General features: G+C 55.9%; 15 protein-coding genes. 14 read left to right on the top strand and 1 reads right to left on the bottom strand.

All coding sequences use genetic code 11. From position 1 onward, the window contains the following. Positions 1–323: 323 nt before the first annotated feature. From INT39_RS07935 to folE, 14 genes are all read left to right on the top strand, one after another. On the top strand, positions 324–1430 hold the full coding sequence (locus tag INT39_RS07935; protein WP_090274795.1) for an amidohydrolase family protein: 1107 nt from the start codon (positions 324–326) through the stop codon (positions 1428–1430). Continuing rightward, positions 1430–2281 (top strand): fumarylacetoacetate hydrolase family protein, encoded by an 852-nt coding sequence (locus INT39_RS07930; protein ID WP_090274793.1) that lies wholly within the window; start codon positions 1430–1432, stop codon positions 2279–2281. The genes INT39_RS07935 and INT39_RS07930 overlap by 1 nt, the downstream gene beginning before the upstream one ends. Positions 2282–2294: 13 nt before the next feature. Next, complete coding sequence (locus INT39_RS07925) at positions 2295–3200, top strand: 3-hydroxyacyl-CoA dehydrogenase (protein ID WP_090274791.1); 906 nt, start codon at positions 2295–2297, stop codon at positions 3198–3200. Next, positions 3197–4372: a thiolase family protein gene (locus tag INT39_RS07920; RefSeq protein WP_090274789.1), complete on the top strand. Its 1176-nt coding sequence runs from the start codon at positions 3197–3199 to the stop codon at positions 4370–4372. Before INT39_RS07925 ends, INT39_RS07920 begins: the two co-directional genes overlap by 4 nt. Positions 4373–4412: 40 nt before the next feature. Beyond that, the gene (locus tag INT39_RS07915; RefSeq protein ID WP_090274787.1) at positions 4413–4922 is read left to right on the top strand and encodes a carboxymuconolactone decarboxylase family protein; all 510 of its coding nucleotides are present in this window, start codon (positions 4413–4415) and stop codon (positions 4920–4922) included. 229 nt (positions 4923–5151) lie between these two features. After that, positions 5152–6426: a cytochrome P450 gene (locus INT39_RS07910; RefSeq protein ID WP_090274785.1), complete on the top strand. Its 1275-nt coding sequence runs from the start codon at positions 5152–5154 to the stop codon at positions 6424–6426. Between the two features lie 217 nt (positions 6427–6643). Then, complete coding sequence (locus INT39_RS07905) at positions 6644–7951, top strand: amidohydrolase family protein (protein ID WP_090274782.1); 1308 nt, start codon at positions 6644–6646, stop codon at positions 7949–7951. Positions 7952–8061: 110 nt separating this feature from the next. Further along, entirely contained in the window at positions 8062–9213 is a 1152-nt protein-coding gene (locus INT39_RS07900; protein ID WP_090274780.1) for an acyl-CoA dehydrogenase family protein, read from the top strand. Continuing rightward, positions 9213–10286: an acyl-CoA dehydrogenase family protein gene (locus tag INT39_RS07895; RefSeq protein ID WP_090274778.1), complete on the top strand. Its 1074-nt coding sequence runs from the start codon at positions 9213–9215 to the stop codon at positions 10284–10286. Before INT39_RS07900 ends, INT39_RS07895 begins: the two co-directional genes overlap by 1 nt. After that, on the top strand, positions 10283–11083 hold the full coding sequence (locus INT39_RS07890) for a crotonase/enoyl-CoA hydratase family protein (RefSeq protein WP_090274776.1): 801 nt from the start codon (positions 10283–10285) through the stop codon (positions 11081–11083). Before INT39_RS07895 ends, INT39_RS07890 begins: the two co-directional genes overlap by 4 nt. A 27-nt stretch (positions 11084–11110) precedes the next feature. Continuing rightward, complete coding sequence (locus INT39_RS07885; protein ID WP_090276558.1) at positions 11111–12235, top strand: acyl-CoA dehydrogenase family protein; 1125 nt, start codon at positions 11111–11113, stop codon at positions 12233–12235. Positions 12236–12290: 55 nt separating this feature from the next. Next, the gene (locus INT39_RS07880; RefSeq protein WP_090274774.1) at positions 12291–13163 is read left to right on the top strand and encodes a cache domain-containing protein; all 873 of its coding nucleotides are present in this window, start codon (positions 12291–12293) and stop codon (positions 13161–13163) included. A 1-nt stretch (position 13164) separates the two neighbouring features. Continuing rightward, a complete protein-coding gene (gene folM, locus INT39_RS07875) occupies positions 13165–13884 on the top strand; it encodes a dihydromonapterin reductase (protein ID WP_090276556.1) in 720 nt (239 codons plus the stop codon). Positions 13885–13896: 12 nt separating this feature from the next. Beyond that, on the top strand, positions 13897–14454 hold the full coding sequence (gene folE / locus INT39_RS07870; protein ID WP_090276554.1) for a GTP cyclohydrolase I FolE: 558 nt from the start codon (positions 13897–13899) through the stop codon (positions 14452–14454). Between the two features lie 31 nt (positions 14455–14485). Here the strand turns inward: folE and INT39_RS07865 are convergent, their stop codons facing one another. Continuing rightward, entirely contained in the window at positions 14486–15322 is an 837-nt protein-coding gene (locus INT39_RS07865) for an SDR family NAD(P)-dependent oxidoreductase (RefSeq protein WP_090274772.1), read from the bottom strand. Positions 15323–15403 lie beyond the last annotated feature (81 nt).

Genomic DNA, 15403 nt, shown 5'->3' with positions numbered 1-15403 from the left:
CTTTTTTTCGGCTGTTAATCAGTCGCTATCATGAAAATCGTCCAATAAAAAATTAGCCTGAAATCCTTGGCCAAATGTGCATAACGGTGCAGGATATTAATAATATCTTTTATTTTTCAATTACATAGATGATATTTCCCAGCCTGGACGCCTGTCTGAAAGGTCGCTAGATTAGGCTTTTAATCGGCTTTATTCGATGAAAAATTTGAACAGTTTTGCGATATATGATCATTTTGTATTATGCTGCTGCATAGGGGCGCGGCTCGCTTTGGCTGCAAGCGCCTGGCTCTCTACTCAAATAGAACAAAACCGAGGTCTACATCATGCTTATCGATCTTCATGCTCATGCGCCACATCCCGAATACTATGACCAGCATCCCCACTGGGGCCCTGCCTTTGAATCGCAGCCCGATGGCGATATAAAACTACGTGTGGGTGAATGGATCCTGTCCCTGGGTGCGCCAGAGCGCAAGGTCGCTCTGCGTGAAGCCCACGCTCGCGGTGAAACGCTGCAGGTTGCTGAATACATGGCTAAATGGGCCGACCCCAAGCATCGCCTCGCGGGGATGGATGCGGCTGGTCAGAATGCTCAGGTCATATCCGTGCCAAGCCATTGCTACATGTACTGGGCTGAAGCTGAGTTCGGCGTTCCCTTTGCCCGCACGGTAAACGATTCGCTGGCTAAATATTGCTCCGGCGCACCGGATCGCCTGATGTTCTGGGCCCATGCACCGTTGAACGTGCCTGTCGAGGCAGCGAAAGAGATTCGCCGCGCGGTCACCGAGCTTGGCGCCAAAGGTCTGGTAGCTGGCGGTTCGAACTTTGGTGGCCTGGAGTTCGATTCGCCGGAAATGGATCCTGTCTGGGAAGCGCTGTGCGACCTGGATGTGCCTATGTTCGTGCATGGCTACAATCAGTCAATGACCTGGGGCAAAGAGGCCAATACTGATCGCTACGAAACCACCGCAATCCTCGGCATGAATTACGATGAAACCAAGTGTTTCTGGTACATGATCAACGGTGGTGTGTTTGATCGCTTCCCGAATCTGAAAGTCTATATCACTCATGGCGGTGGCTTCGTGCCTTACCAGCTTGGTCGCATGGCCCAGACCAACCCGAATCTTGACGTGTCCTACAATAAGAAGCCTTTCCTGGAATATCTGCGCAACTTCTACTTTGACGTTGAGCTGCATGAGGTACCGATGCGTCAGGCTATGGTCGAGGTGATCGGTGCTGATCGCGTTCTGTACGGCTCGAACTTTGGCGGCAGTGACGCGGTGCGCCACGATCTGACCTCCGACCTGAAGCTGTCCCAAGAAGATATGGACCGGATTCGCTGGAAGAACGCCTGCGAGCTGCTGCACCTTGATCCTGCCAAGATAGGTAAGGTGGGCGACCCCGCCAAGGCAGCCGGTAAGGTAGGTGCCTGATGAAACTGGCGCGCTGTTCTCTCAACGGCGGTAAGCCTTTCTGGGCGGTCGTGGATCTGGAGCACGATGAAGTCAACGCAATTCAGGGCGACTTTCAGGAGTGGGCTCCACGGGTCGCCGCTGGTGCGGGAATCAGCGCGCTGTCGCTCGCTTCCGCGCCGTTGGCACTGGTCGATGTTGTGCTCTTGCCGCCAATCGATCCGGTCAACCGGGTCGTGGTGGCGGGCGCCAATTACCTGAAGCATTTGCAGGATGACTTCGGCCTTGAGGCGCCGGCCCAGCCGGTGGCTTTCCTCAAGGCTTACGGCGCCTTGATCGGCGCCCACGATCCTATTCGTTTTCCTCCGCTTACTGAGGAGCTGGATCATGAGGTTGAGCTTGTCGCGGTGATCGGCAGCAGTCAGATCGATCTGCAGAATCCGCTCGCATGCGTGCTCGGTTATACCGTGGGCAATGATGTCAGCGCGCGTGATCTTCAGCGCAGTGGTCCCAAGGGCATTGGCATGGATCTGTTTGCTGCCAAGAGTCAAGATCGCACCACTGGCGTCGGGCCCTGGATCGTCACCAAGGACGAATTTCCCCAGGGATCACCCAAGCTGCGTCTGACGCTGGCGGTCAATGGCGAAGTTCGTCAGGACGGCACCACGGAGGATATGACCTGGGATGTAGGGCAGTTGATTGCTTTCGTCCAGGCCCGGTCGAGCTTTGCCTGCGGAGATATCCTGTTTACTGGCTCACCCGCAGGTGTGGGATTGGGGACAGGCCGCTTCCTTAATGCTGGAGATATTGTGGAGGCTTCGGTAGAGGGCATCGGCACCCTGCGCAACGTGGTCAGTGAAAAAAACGTTTAAAGAGGCTCTTCGAATGAGTGCTGATAAAAGTAACAAGGTTGTGGTTGTCGGTGCTGGCCTGATGGGCACCGGCATCGCTCACGCTTTCGCGAGCTCGGGCTTCGAGACCGTTTTGGTTGATACCAACGCCGAGTCACTCAAGCGAGCCTATAGTAGCATCGAGAAAATACTGGGCGATGGCATGCGCCTGGGTAAGGTCACCGCTGAAGCCGCGCAGGCCGCATTTGCCAGACTGTCGATCAATGGTGATCTGACGGAGGCCGCCGCCGGCGCCCACGTGCTGGTCGAAACCGTTTCCGAGCAGCTGGCGGTGAAAAAGGCAGTAGTTGCCCAGGCTGCGGCAGTAATGGCTCATAACGCGATCATTGCCAGCAACACCTCGGCATTGAGTGTGACCGAGATTGCTGCCTCGATTCCGGTGCCTGACCGTTTCATTGGTATGCATTTCTTCAACCCTGTGCACAAGATGAAACTGGTCGAACTGGTGCGCGGCCTGGCCACCAGCGATGAAACAGTGGCCAGAACCAAGGATCTTTGCGATGCCATCGGCAAGACCTCGATCACGGTGAACGAATCTCCCGGGCTGACTACCAGCCGCATGTCTGCGCTGCTGGGCAACGAGGCGATGTACATGCTTCAGGAAGGCACGGCTACCGCTGAGGATATCGATACGGCGCTGCGCATGGGTTTCAATCACCCGATGGGCCCGCTGGAGCTCGGCGATCTCACCGGCTGGGACACCCGCCTTTCCGTGCTGCGCTATCTGCATGAAACCCTCGGCGAGAAGTTCCGCCCGTGTCCGCTGATCATCAAGATGGTGGGAGCAGGGCGCCTCGGTCGCAAGACGGGCCACGGCGTATACAAATACGAAGACGGCAATCGGGTTCCGGCTTCCGGGCTCAAGGCTAGCGCGTTATGAATGACATCGTCATTGTGGAGGCAGTACGGACCCCAGTTGGTCGCTTTCGCGGCAGCCTGGCCGGGGTGCGGGCCGATCACCTTGGATCGCTGGTCATCAATGAACTGCTTCAGCGTACGGGCCTGTCCGCCGAGCAGATCGATGACGTGATCTTCGGTTGCGTGACGCAGATCGGTGAACAGTCGGCCAATATAGCGCGTACTGCGTTGCTAGGCGCTGGCTGGCCGGCTTCGGTGCCGGGCCTGACGCTGGATCGCAAATGTGGTTCCGGCGAGGCAGCGGTGCACGCGGCCATGGGCGCTATTGCTGCCGGTGCAGCGGATATCGTTGTGGCGGGCGGGGCGGAGAACATGAGCCGGGTGCCCATGGGCAGCAACCGAGACCTTCATGGGGAAGCCTTCGGTTGGAAGGCGACGGAGCACTACGAGCTGACGTCGCAGGGCGAAGCGGCAGAGCGCGTCGCTGAAAAGTGGCAGATCAGCCGCGAAGAACTGGATGCTTTCGCTCTGGAAAGCCATCGCCGTGCTGCGGCTGCCGTCGATGCGGGGCACTTCGATCGGGAGATCGTGCCGGTGCCGGTGGGCGAGTACTGCGAAAAGGGTTACGAGGGGTTCACCGGCCTGTTCGCCGCCGACGAAACCATTCGTCGCGATACATCCCTGGAAAAGCTGGCCACGCTGAAAACCAGCTTCCGTCCGGAAAACGGGCGGGTAACAGCTGGAAACTCGTCGCAGATTTCCGATGGCGCCGCTGCGCTGCTGTTGATGTCGGCCGAAACAGCCTCAAGACTGGGATTGAGGGCACGGGCACGGATCAAATCGATCACAACAGTGGGCGCTGACCCGACACTGATGCTGACAGGTCCGATTTCAGCTACTTACAAAATTCTGGCCAAGTCAGGCCTGCAGCTTGCGGACATCGACCTGTTCGAAATCAATGAGGCGTTTGCGTCGGTGCCGATTGCCTGGCTCAAGGAGACTGGTGCTCCGGCGGACCGCTTGAACGTGAATGGCGGTGCCGTAGCGCTGGGGCATCCGCTTGGTGCCAGCGGTGCGCGGATCATGACGACTATGTTGAGTGAGCTCGAACGTCGGAACGGTCGCTATGCCCTGCAAGCCATCTGCTGCGCCGGTGGCATGGGCACCGCGACCCTGATTGAGCGCCTTCCTTAACCTGACAGCGTCGATCAAGGTCGGTGCAGGGTGGTCTTGTATGTCTAGGATTACACCGGTTCCGCTTTCGGCTTTGCCCGAGAGCCTGGCGACTGCTCTGGATCGAGGCCTGGCTTCAGGAATGCTCAGTTCGAGCGTGCCTGTCCAGGTCTGGGCGCATCGCCCAGCGATAGCGCAAGTGTGGCTTTCGTTGCTCGAGCAGTTCCATACACAGAGTTTGCTGGGTGAGCGACTCAAAGAGCTGGTTCGCCTGAAGATCGCAAGCATTACTACCTGCAAAGCCTGTCAGTTGGCGAGAAAGTCGGATGAAGTGAGCGAAGACGATATCGCCTGCCTGGCAACAGACAGCGACCGCTTTTCTCCGCCCGAGCAGGCTGCCCTGCGCTACGCCGAGCTTTTTGCCGGTGACTATATGGAATTGGGTGACCAGCACTATGGCGCCTTGATGGAATTCTTCAGCCTGGCAGAAATCACCGAGCTCAACATGTATTGCGCGCTTATGCTGGCTGGCGGCCGCATGACTTATGTCCAGCAGGCTTATGAAACCTGATTATGAACACTTGGAATCGCGATAAGTTTCTACTGAACCGCATCGGTCAGCTAATGGTGCGCTTGACCCAGAACTGTACATGAGCAAGCCCCAAGGGCAGGCGCCTGCCGACGAGGGGTTGGCTAAGTTAAGAAGACGGTTATTGAGCAATAAACCCAAAAGGGTTCAAATTTCGCTCGTTCACGCATAAGCTGAGAAGCTATATCAGGAACAACAAAAGGATAGCGTCATGTCTGAACAAAACAAAAGTAACCTTGAGCAGGTGTTCGCCGATGTGGCGAGCAATTATCAGGGCAACGATATTGATTTGCATGCAGCCTATGCAGAGATGCGCAAAAACAGCCCGGTACTGGAAGGGAATTTCATGGAACGCCTGGGCGTCCCGTCGATAGCGGGTGTCGACCCTGATCGACCTTGTTTCACTCTGTTCAAATACGACGACGTTATGCGTGTCATGCGTGACGCTACCCAGTTTACCAGCGGGTTCATCGCAGAAGGACTGGGTGCTTTCTTTGATGGGTTGATTCTTACCGCAATGGACGGTGATCAGCACAAGAACATGCGTAATCTGTTGCAACCGGTATTCATGCCGGACACGGTCAATCGCTGGAAGGAAGATCGCATCGACAAGGTCATTCGTGAGGAATTTCTGGTTCCGATGGCGCCGCAGAAGGGCGCGGACCTGATGGATTTTGCCTTGTATTTCCCGATCCGCGTCATCTATTCATTGATTGGCTTTCCCAACGACCAGCCTGAAAAAATCAAGCAGTACGCTGCCTGGGCGCTGGCCATTCTCGCTGGTCCCCAGGTCGATCCGGCCAAGGCCCAGGCGGCGAAGAAAGCCGCCATGGAAGCGGTAGTCGCGCTCTATGATGCGATCAAGATAGTGGTCGCCGAGCGCCGCGCGGAAGGTGGGGATGGCGATGATTTGATTAGTCGTCTGATCAAGGCCGAGTATGAAGGCCGCTCGCTTGATGATCATGAAATCACCACGTTCGTGCGCTCGTTGCTGCCCGCAGCCGGTGAAACCACCACCCGGACATTCGGCACGCTGATGACGCTGCTGCTGGAGAATCCGGAACTTCTTGATCGCGTGCGCAACGACCGCAGCCTGGTGAATAAGGCGATTGACGAATCGATTCGTTTCGAGCCTGTTGCGACGTTCAAGGTGCGCCAGACGGCTGAGGAAACCGAAATTCGCGGGGTCAAGATCCCCAAGGGGGCGATGGTGTCGTGCATCGTCAGCTCAGCCAACCGGGACGAAGAATTCTTTGATAACGCCGATACCTTTGATATCGACCGTCGCCAGCGTCCGTCCTTCGGTTTCGGTTTCGGGCCGCACATGTGCATTGGACAGTTCGTCGCCAAGACTGAAATAAATTGCGCCGTCAACGCGGTGTTGGACATGTTGCCGAACATCCGTCTCGATCCTTCCAAACCGGCTCCGGAAATTACCGGCGCGCAGCTGCGAGGTCCGCACAAACTGCACGTCCTTTGGGACTGAATTAGTCGCACCACTATCAAGCAGGTCTTGCCGGATAATGGCCGCAGGCCTGCTTGTTTCCTTGCCTTCAGCGAGCCAGCGGGAAAAATCCAGGTTAGATCTTCCGCGATTATTCAAAAAAATATAAACACAAATCATAAATGTGTTTATATTCCTTCTGTTCTGAACTAATATCATAGAACAAACACAACCCGCGAACAGCGAAGGGGAATACACCATGAATCTTGAAGACCTCATTCTCGTCAGTGTGGACGACCATGCGATCGAGCCGCCGGACGCTTTCAAACACCACATGCCTGAAAAATTCAAAGGTCGCGAGCCTCACGTTGAAAAGCGTGGAGAGCGTGATGTATGGGTATTCGAAGAAGAGGCCACCGGCTACATGGGCCTCAACTCTGTAGTGGGCCGTCCGAAGGAAGAGTACGGGATGGAGCCGCTGGGCTACGACCAGATGCGTCGTGGGACCTGGGATGTGAAGGCGCGTGTCGATGACATGAACGCCAACGGCGTGCTGGGCTCGCTGTGCTTCCCGACCTTCCCTGGCTTTGCCGGCCAGCGCTTCCAGACCCATGCCAACCGGGAAATCGCGCTGGCGGCGATCCAGGCCTACAACGACTGGCACCTGTACGACTGGTGTAACGCCATGCCGGGTCGTTTTATCCCGTTGATGCTGGTGCCGTACTGGGACATGAAGGCTGCAGTCGCCGAGATCAAGCGTCTATCTGCCCAAGGTGTGCACGCGTTGTCATTTTCGGACAACCCGGCCCGCCTGGGCTATCCGTCTATTCACGACGAATACTGGGACCCAATGTGGAAGGCTTGCGCCGATAACAACGTAGTGATCTGTTGCCATATCGGTTCGGGCGGTAAGGCAGAACACGCTTCTGACATGTCGCCTATCGATGCCTGGATCACTACCATGCCGATTTCGATCGCCAACGCGGCGGCCGACTGGATCTGGGCTCCCATGTGGAAAAAGTTTCCGACCCTGCGCATGGCTCTTTCAGAAGGCAGCATCGGCTGGGTACCTTATCTCCTAGAGCGGGCTGACTTCACCCACCGTCATCACCACGCATGGACCAATGCTGATTTCGGCGGAAAAATGCCGAGTGACATCTTCTTCAAGCACTTCGTTACCTGCTTTATCGAAGACAACTTCGGATTGCAGAATCTCAAGTTCATGAACGAAGACATGGTTACCTGGGAAAGCGACTATCCGCATTCCGATTGCACCTGGCCGCATTCTCCGGAAACGACCTGGGCACATCTGAAAAACCTGACTGACACGCAGATCAACAAAGTGACGCATCTCAACGCCATGCGTGAGTTCTCCTACGATCCGATCTCGATCTTTGGTCGTGAGAACTGCACCGTCGGCGCATTGCGCGCTCAGGCGACGCATGTCAGTACCGAGCCGGCCCTGGGTCTTGGCGGTGCCGAAGTCACGCGTAAAGATGGCAAGCCCATCACCTCGGGCGACATCGCCGCGATGTTTGAAAGTGCAGACGCCAAAACGGCTATCTGACGCTTGACCTAACGCCTCGCCTCACCATCGGTTGCCGCCGGTGGTGAGGCGAGGGCCAACCAACAAACCTGCTTTCTGCATTGCTTCGAGCAGTTGAGGGTGTCTTGTTGATGAGTATTTCCCAATTTAACTACAGCACCATACCGTCAGAAGCCGAAGCACTACGTGCTGACGTCAGGGCTTTTATCGACCAGGCCCTGCAGGATTATCCTGCGGCCAAACGAGCTTATTCGTGGATGGGGTTCGACGCCGAGTTCAGTCGCCTGCTTGGGCAGAAGGGCTGGCTGGGTATGGCGCTACCGAAACGGTACGGCGGGGCAGAGGCATCGCCCTTTGCACGCTACGTGATCATTGAAGAGCTGCTCGCTGCGGGTGCTCCGGTATCGGCTCACTGGTTCGCCGATCGGCAGAGCGCGCCGCTGATCCTGCGGTTTGGCACCGAAGCTCAGAAAGAAAAATACCTGCCGCCGATCTGCCGCGGCGAAAGCTACTTCTGTATCGGGATGAGCGAACCTAATTCCGGCTCCGACCTGGCATCCATAAAATCGAACGCTCGGCGCGTCGACAATGGCTGGCTGGTCAATGGCCAGAAGGTCTGGACTACCAATGCCCAGCATTCTCATTACATGATTGCGTTGCTGCGCACCGGTGAGAAGGAAGAAAGTGGACGCCATGGCGGCATGTCGCAGTTCATCATCGATCTGAGTCTGCCCGGCGTCACCATTCGGCCAATCGCCGATCTGGCCGGCGGCGAGCATTTCAATGAAGTGTTTCTGGATAACGTACGCCTGGACGCAGACGCCCTGGTGGGTGAAGAGGGTAACGGCTGGGGGCAGGTCACTGCCGAGCTGGCCTTCGAGCGCAGCGGCCCGGAGCGTTTTCTCAGCAGCATCGCCTTGCTGCATACGGCGATCAAGGCTATCGGCCCTGATCCTGACGCGTTCCAGGCTCGGGAAATAGGCCGCATTACCGCCCGGTTGCTGACGCTGCGCAATATGTCGCTGGCGGTAACCAAGCAATTGAGCGACGGTGAGAACCCGGCATGGGCTGCCTCCTGCGTGAAAGATCTGGGCAATGTTTTCGAGCAAGAGCTCCCGGAAGTGCTGCAATTGCTGGTTGAGGAGCAGCCCCAGGTGGACGGTGGGTCGGATCATGCCCAGGTGCTTGCCTACCTGACTCAGATGGCGCCGTCTTTCTCATTGCGGGGGGGCACTCGCGAGATCCTTCGCGGGATCATTGCACGTGGATTGGGGCTCAGATAATGCGAAAACTTTTTGAATCGACAATAGAACGCTTGCTGGGCGACATCGCCACGCCCGAATACACCCGCGCGGCTGAGTCCGGTGCCTGGTCCGCGGATCTCTGGAGCGCCCTGGAAGATAACGGCATCCTGCTGGCAGGAGCGCCAGAAGCTGCCGGTGGCGCAGAGGCCAGTTGGTCCGAGCTGTTCGTTATCGCCCGTGCCGCAGGCCGGTTTGCGGCACCCGTTCCGCTGGTTGAAATGTTGCTAGGCAATTGGTTATTGGAGAAAGCCGGCATTGGTGCCCGCAGCGGTGTGTTGACGATCGCAACCGACTCAGCCTTGCACTGGAACGGTGACAGGATTTCCGGCGAACTGCGTCAGGTTCCATGGGGACGACACGCTGAGCTGGTGGTTGCGGTGGTAAGGGAGGGCGCCGAAAGCACTGTCGTCTTGCTGGAACCGGCTGCAGCGAAAAATATCGTACAGGGAACCAATATTGCCGGTGAACCTCGCGATACGCTCCAGTTCGCTGCGGCGAACGTTATGGCATCGGCATCTTTGCCCGCCGGGCTCTCCGGTTCGGTCTTGCTTACCGGTGGCGCCATGTTGCGCTCAGCCCAGATGGCTGGCGCGCTGACCGCATTGATGGAACTCACCTCCGGCTACGCGGCGGATCGCAAGCAGTTTGGGCGGCCCATTGCGGCATTCCAGGCGATCCAGCAGCAGTTGGCTGTACTGGCAGAGCAGACGGCGGCAGCGAACATCGCAGCCGAAGCCGCTTTCGTCGAATCCAATGACCACCTGGCTGCCTTTAGTATCGCTGCTGCCAAGATAAGCACCGCCGAGGCGGCGAGTCTCGGAGCGGGGATTGGTCACTCGGTGCATGGCGCGATTGGCTTTACTCAGGAGTACACGCTGCAGCTGCTTACCCGTCGCCTTTGGGCATGGCGGGGTGAATACGGATCGTCGACATTCTGGAGCAAGCTGCTCGGCGCGCATGTGTGCAAGGCCGGCGCCCAGAACTTCTGGCCTGCCATTACTCACGCGCAGCAGCAAGAGCTGATCGTCCCTACACAAGGATCACATCCATGAGCGAGTTTCTACAGATACAACGCAACGGCGGAGTAGCGGTGGTCAGGATGAATAGTCCTGACACACGCAACGCCCTGTCTGAACCGTCCCAGATGCAGGAGTTTGTTGATCTCTGCCGCGATCTGCGACGCGACCAAAATATCAGAGTCATGGTCCTGACCGGTAACGGCAAGGCCTTTTGTGCGGGCGGTAACATCAAAGACATGCAGAATCGCGAGGGCATTTTTGCCGGCTCGCCGTATGAACTGCGCGATACCTACCGCAACGGCATCCAGCAGATTCCGTTGGCGCTCTACGAACTGGATATTCCGATTATCGCTGCGGTGAACGGACCCGCTATTGGCGCAGGGCTCGATCTGGCGTGCATGTGTGATATCCGCATCGCGAGCGACAAGGCTCTGTTCGCCGAAAGCTTTGTGAAACTCGGGATTGTGCCGGGTGACGGCGGCGCCTGGTTGCTACCACGCATTATCGGCATTCCCAAAGCCAGCCTGATGGCTTTCACGGGGGACACCATCGATGCGGCGAAGGCGCTGGAGTGGGGCCTGGTTGAGCAGGTCTGCACCCCCGAGGCACTGGAGTCTGAAGCTTTGGCGCTGGCGGAGCGCATCGCGCGGAACCCCGGGCACGCTCTGCGCCTATGCAAGCGCCTGCTGCGCGAAGGACAGCACATGCGCCTGGATTCGCTGCTCGAGCTGTCGGCTGCTTACCAGTCACTGGCTCACCACACTGAAGATCACCGCGAAGCGGTCAGTGCGTTTGTAGAGAAACGCGAACCAAATTTCAAAGACAAATAATGAGTCTGCTCAAAGGGGACCATCATGATGCGTAGCGTATTCCGTGAAGACCACAACATGTTCAGGGAACAGGCCCGTCGCTTTGTCGAGCGCGAAATCGTTCCGAATCTGCATGAATGGGAAAAGGCCGGCATCGTTCCCAAGGAAGTATGGCTGAAAGCCGGCGAAATGGGCTTGCTGTGTTCAACCGTGCCTGAGGAATACGGCGGTGCGGGTGGGGATTTTGGGCACTCGGCGGTGATGATCGAAGAACTCGCACGCGCCAATGCCACAGCCGTGGGTTTCACCACCCATTCGGAAATCGTCGCACCTTATCTGATCGCCTACGGTTCTGAAGAGCAAAAGCACAAATGGCTGCCCAAAATGGTCAGTGGCGAGATGGTGGGCGTGATTGCGATGAGCGAGCCGGGAATCGGCAGCGACCTGCGCTCCATGCGCACCGTACTGCGCCAAGAAGGTGATGACTATGTAGTGTCTGGTCAGAAAACCTTTATCACCAATGGCGGTAACGCAGATCTGGTGGTGACGGCTACCAAGCTGGACCCTGCCGGCAAGGATCTTACGTTGGTGTGTGTGGAGGCTGACCGGGCCGGATTCTCCAAGGGCAGGTTGCTCGACAAGATCGGTCTGAAAGGCCAGGACACTGCCGAGCTGTTTTTCGACGACGTGCGTGTACCGGTGAGCAACCGGCTCGGCGAGGAAAACCGGGGATTCAAGTACCTCACCCATCAGCTTGCTTGGGAAAGATTGATCATCGCGTTGCGCGCGGCACAGTCGATTGAAACCTTGCTCGAAGAAACAATTACCTATACGCGTGAGCGTAAGGTCTTTGGCAACACCGTGTTTGATTTCCAGAATACCCGGTTCAAGCTGGCTGAGGTGAAAGCTCAGGCGACCATGTTGCGGGTATTCGTGGATGATTGTCTGGAAAAGGTCATGGCGGGCGAGCTGAGCGCCGATGTGGCGGCAATGGCGAAATTGCTCGGCTCGGAAATGCAGGGAAAAATGCTGGACGAGTTGCTCCAGCTTCACGGTGGCTACGGTTTCATGAGCGAGTACAAGATAGGACGCGCCTGGGTTGATGCTCGCGTTGCGCGGATCTACGGTGGAACGTCGGAGATCATGAAAGAGATTATCAGCAGGAATCTTTGACGAGGGTTGGGTAGTTCTGGCCTCGCCGCCTAAAACAACAAGTAGGAGATAGGCTATGTTATTGATCTGTCGAAATGTCGTTCTGGTTGCCGCTATGTTCCTGGTGGCCAATGTATTTGGCCAGGGCATCCCGGAAGATCGCTACGTCGAAGAGGCGGATCGCGCGAAGTCGCTTTTGCGCAAGGCTGTCGACTACTATCAAAAAAATGGCGACCGTGCTCTTGCTGCTTTCAGCCGCCAGGGCGCGTTTATCGAAGACCAGTTTTACGTTTATGTGATTGATACCCAGGGCATCATGCTCGCCAGCGGCGGGCCTTCGGCCAATCTCATTGGGCGGGATGTCAGCGGCGCATTGAATGATGACCTGAACAAGGGATTCAAGGCGGCGCTGGCGTTGCCGGAAAGCGATGAGATTCATCATGCCGATTACCGCTGGTTGAGCTGGCAGGACGGCAGGGAAGAGCGCAAGCGCGTGTTTTATCAGCGAGTGGACGACAAAATATTTTCGGTTGGCTATTACATACAGCGTTCAAGCATTGAGGAAGCCAAAACACTGCTGGATCATGTTTCCGATGCTGTCGCTGAAAACCCTCAGCAGGCGTTCGAGCGTATCAATGAGCTGGATGCCGCGTTCCTCAAGGACGACCTCTATGCCTTTGTCATTGATCGTGACACCCAGCGGTTCGTTGCCCACGGATACAATCTAAGACTGGTCAGCAGCGATTTTCGCAAGTTGCACTCGGCGGATGATCATCCGATCGGCCAACAGATTCTCGATGCTGCGGCAAAGAATGGCGTTGGCGACATTACCTACCTGTGGCCCAACCCCGTAACTCGCAAAAACGAGCAGAAGGTCACTTTGTTCAAAACCAGGGGAAATTACATCGTGGCGGTAGGGTACTACCTGGGCGGAGTAAGCGGTGATTGATATGCCCAGAGGTATCGGACCCGAGGCCAAACCGACGGTGCTCATCACTGGCGGCGCCCAACGGGTAGGCCTGCATTGTGCACGTCGCCTGGTAGAGGACGGCTTTCATGTCCTCGTCACTTGTCGCTGGCTTAGGCAGGATTGGCAGGAGGAGGAAGATATTGAGGTTATCGTGGCCGACTTTGCCAGCGCGCCAGGCATAACCCAATTTATCGAAACCCTGGCTGAAAAAGTGCTTGGCTTGCGTGCAATCGTTCACAATGCGTCTCTCTGGCTGGGCGATGACGGGTTAACGGCCGAGAGCTTCCAAAGCATGTACATGGTGCATATGCAGGCCCCTTATCTGATCAATATGGCCTGCGCGAACTGGTTCGGGCAAGGCCCTGCCGATATCATCCATATCACTGACCACGATGCGCTCGGCGGCAGCCCTGATCACGTGGCCTACCTTGCCACCAAGGCAGGCCTGGAAAACATGACACGCTCCTTCGCTGCGCGTTTTTCCCCTGCCATCAAAGTCAACAGCATTGCTCCCGCCTTGATCATGTTCAACGAAGATGACAGCCCGGCATTCAAGGAAAAAATCCTTTCCCGCTCTGCGCTTGGCATTGAGCCAGGCCCAGAGATTGTTTATCAGGCAATTCGTTACCTTATGGACAATCCTTATGTAACGGGTACTTGTCTGGACTTGAACGGCGGCGGCATGCTGAAATTTGCGTAAGAGAAAATATTGATGAGTATTGAAAACCTGACACACAGCTATGAGTCGATACTGTTGAATCTTGGCGAAAACCCACAGCGTGGTGGTTTGCTGGGTACCCCGCTAAGAGCAGCAAAAGCCATGCAGTTTCTTTGCCGGGGCTATGATCAGTCCCTTGATGAAATAGTCAACAATGCGTTGTTCGACGCTGATAGTGACGAGATGGTCATCGTCAAGGATATCGAGCTTTATTCACTCTGTGAGCACCACATGTTGCCCTTTATAGGCAAAGCCCATGTAGCCTATATACCGACAGGTAAAGTAATAGGACTATCCAAGATCGCACGTATCGTCGATATGTTTGCCCGTCGATTGCAGATACAGGAAAACTTGACCCGTCAGATTGCCGAGGCCATACAAGAGGTGACCGATGCTGGTGGTGTCGCGGTAGTTATTGAAGCCAAACACATGTGTATGATGATGCGGGGAGTGGAGAAGCAGAACTCCAGCATGTATACCTCGGTGATGCTTGGTGCATTCCGTGAATCTGGTAATACACGCCAGGAGTTTCTGCAGCTGATCGGGCGTTAGGATCGTTTATTCGTATTCGCTCTCGGGGAATTTATTCATCGGTATCGGTAGACGTTGCGAGCTCGTGCCAGGTTTCAAGCTCTTGCTGTCTGATATCCAGTCTGCTGGCTGAGAGCTCGACGGCGTCGGAACCGACGACGAAGTGAGTCGGTGCCTGCGGGTGAAGCGCCAATTGCTCAATAGCACTGCCAAGCTTCGCTGGATCTCCTTGTTGAGCATGATTGTTTTTATCGGATGAGTCCCGTATTTTCCTAGAAAAATCGGCGTATTCCGAAATATCCGCGCTGCCAAAACGAGCAGAACTGGCATCGAGAAAGTCGGTACGGAAGGAGCCGGGCGATACCACGGTAACCTTGATGCCAAAACCTGCAACTTCCTGTGCCAGTGATTCTGAGAAACCCACTACCGCAAATTTTGAAGCGCAGTACACGCTAGCACCTGGCATTCCGACAAGCCCGGCAATCGAAGCAATGTTAAATATGTGCCCCTCAGTTCCTCCGCGCATTATTGGTAGTACTGCCCTGCACATGTTGAACATGCCAAATACATTAGTGGAGAATTGATTCTCTATATCGGTAGCGCTGTTGTTCTCAAAAGGACCCAGCTGACCGTAGCCAGCGTTATTAACCAGGATGTCGATTTTCCCAAAAGTGGCGACGGTGGATTGCACTACATTTCTGATCTGATCTTCTACGGCGACATTGAGGGCAAGGGTAACGACCTTTTGAGCATCATAGCCGCTGAACGCTTCAGCGATTTTCTCCAAGTTTCGTCCGGTTACTACTACATTGTCACCTGCTGCAATGGCGGCGTTAGCTATATGCCAGCCAAGACCTCTATTCGCGCCTGTTATGAGCCATGTACGCATTTATAGCTAACCTATTAATTGGTTGATTTGTGCTTTTATTGCACACAAGTAGTCAAAGGGTCAATGTTTGGAGTGGTAAAG

The sequence above is a fragment of the Pseudomonas sp. FME51 genome (assembly GCF_014897305.1).
This window is presented reverse-complemented; position numbering and strand designations above follow the sequence as displayed.

Excerpts from the sequence above, each read along its gene's own strand:
- folM (WP_090276556.1), top strand. The coding sequence starts at position 13,165 with ATGCCCAGAGGTATCGGACCCGAGGCCAAACCGACGGTGCTCATCACT.
- INT39_RS07865 (WP_090274772.1), bottom strand. The coding sequence starts at position 15,322 with ATGCGTACATGGCTCATAACAGGCGCGAATAGAGGTCTTGGCTGGCAT.
- INT39_RS07890 (WP_090274776.1), top strand. The coding sequence starts at position 10,283 with ATGAGCGAGTTTCTACAGATACAACGCAACGGCGGAGTAGCGGTGGTC.
- INT39_RS07930 (WP_090274793.1), top strand. The coding sequence starts at position 1,430 with ATGAAACTGGCGCGCTGTTCTCTCAACGGCGGTAAGCCTTTCTGGGCG.
- INT39_RS07920 (WP_090274789.1), top strand. The coding sequence starts at position 3,197 with ATGAATGACATCGTCATTGTGGAGGCAGTACGGACCCCAGTTGGTCGC.
- INT39_RS07915 (WP_090274787.1), top strand. The coding sequence starts at position 4,413 with ATGTCTAGGATTACACCGGTTCCGCTTTCGGCTTTGCCCGAGAGCCTG.
- folE (WP_090276554.1), top strand. The coding sequence starts at position 13,897 with ATGAGTATTGAAAACCTGACACACAGCTATGAGTCGATACTGTTGAAT.
- INT39_RS07885 (WP_090276558.1), top strand. The coding sequence starts at position 11,111 with ATGCGTAGCGTATTCCGTGAAGACCACAACATGTTCAGGGAACAGGCC.
- INT39_RS07905 (WP_090274782.1), top strand. The coding sequence starts at position 6,644 with ATGAATCTTGAAGACCTCATTCTCGTCAGTGTGGACGACCATGCGATC.
- INT39_RS07935 (WP_090274795.1), top strand. The coding sequence starts at position 324 with ATGCTTATCGATCTTCATGCTCATGCGCCACATCCCGAATACTATGAC.
- INT39_RS07910 (WP_090274785.1), top strand. The coding sequence starts at position 5,152 with ATGTCTGAACAAAACAAAAGTAACCTTGAGCAGGTGTTCGCCGATGTG.
- INT39_RS07900 (WP_090274780.1), top strand. The coding sequence starts at position 8,062 with ATGAGTATTTCCCAATTTAACTACAGCACCATACCGTCAGAAGCCGAA.
- INT39_RS07895 (WP_090274778.1), top strand. The coding sequence starts at position 9,213 with ATGCGAAAACTTTTTGAATCGACAATAGAACGCTTGCTGGGCGACATC.
- INT39_RS07880 (WP_090274774.1), top strand. The coding sequence starts at position 12,291 with ATGTTATTGATCTGTCGAAATGTCGTTCTGGTTGCCGCTATGTTCCTG.
- INT39_RS07925 (WP_090274791.1), top strand. The coding sequence starts at position 2,295 with ATGAGTGCTGATAAAAGTAACAAGGTTGTGGTTGTCGGTGCTGGCCTG.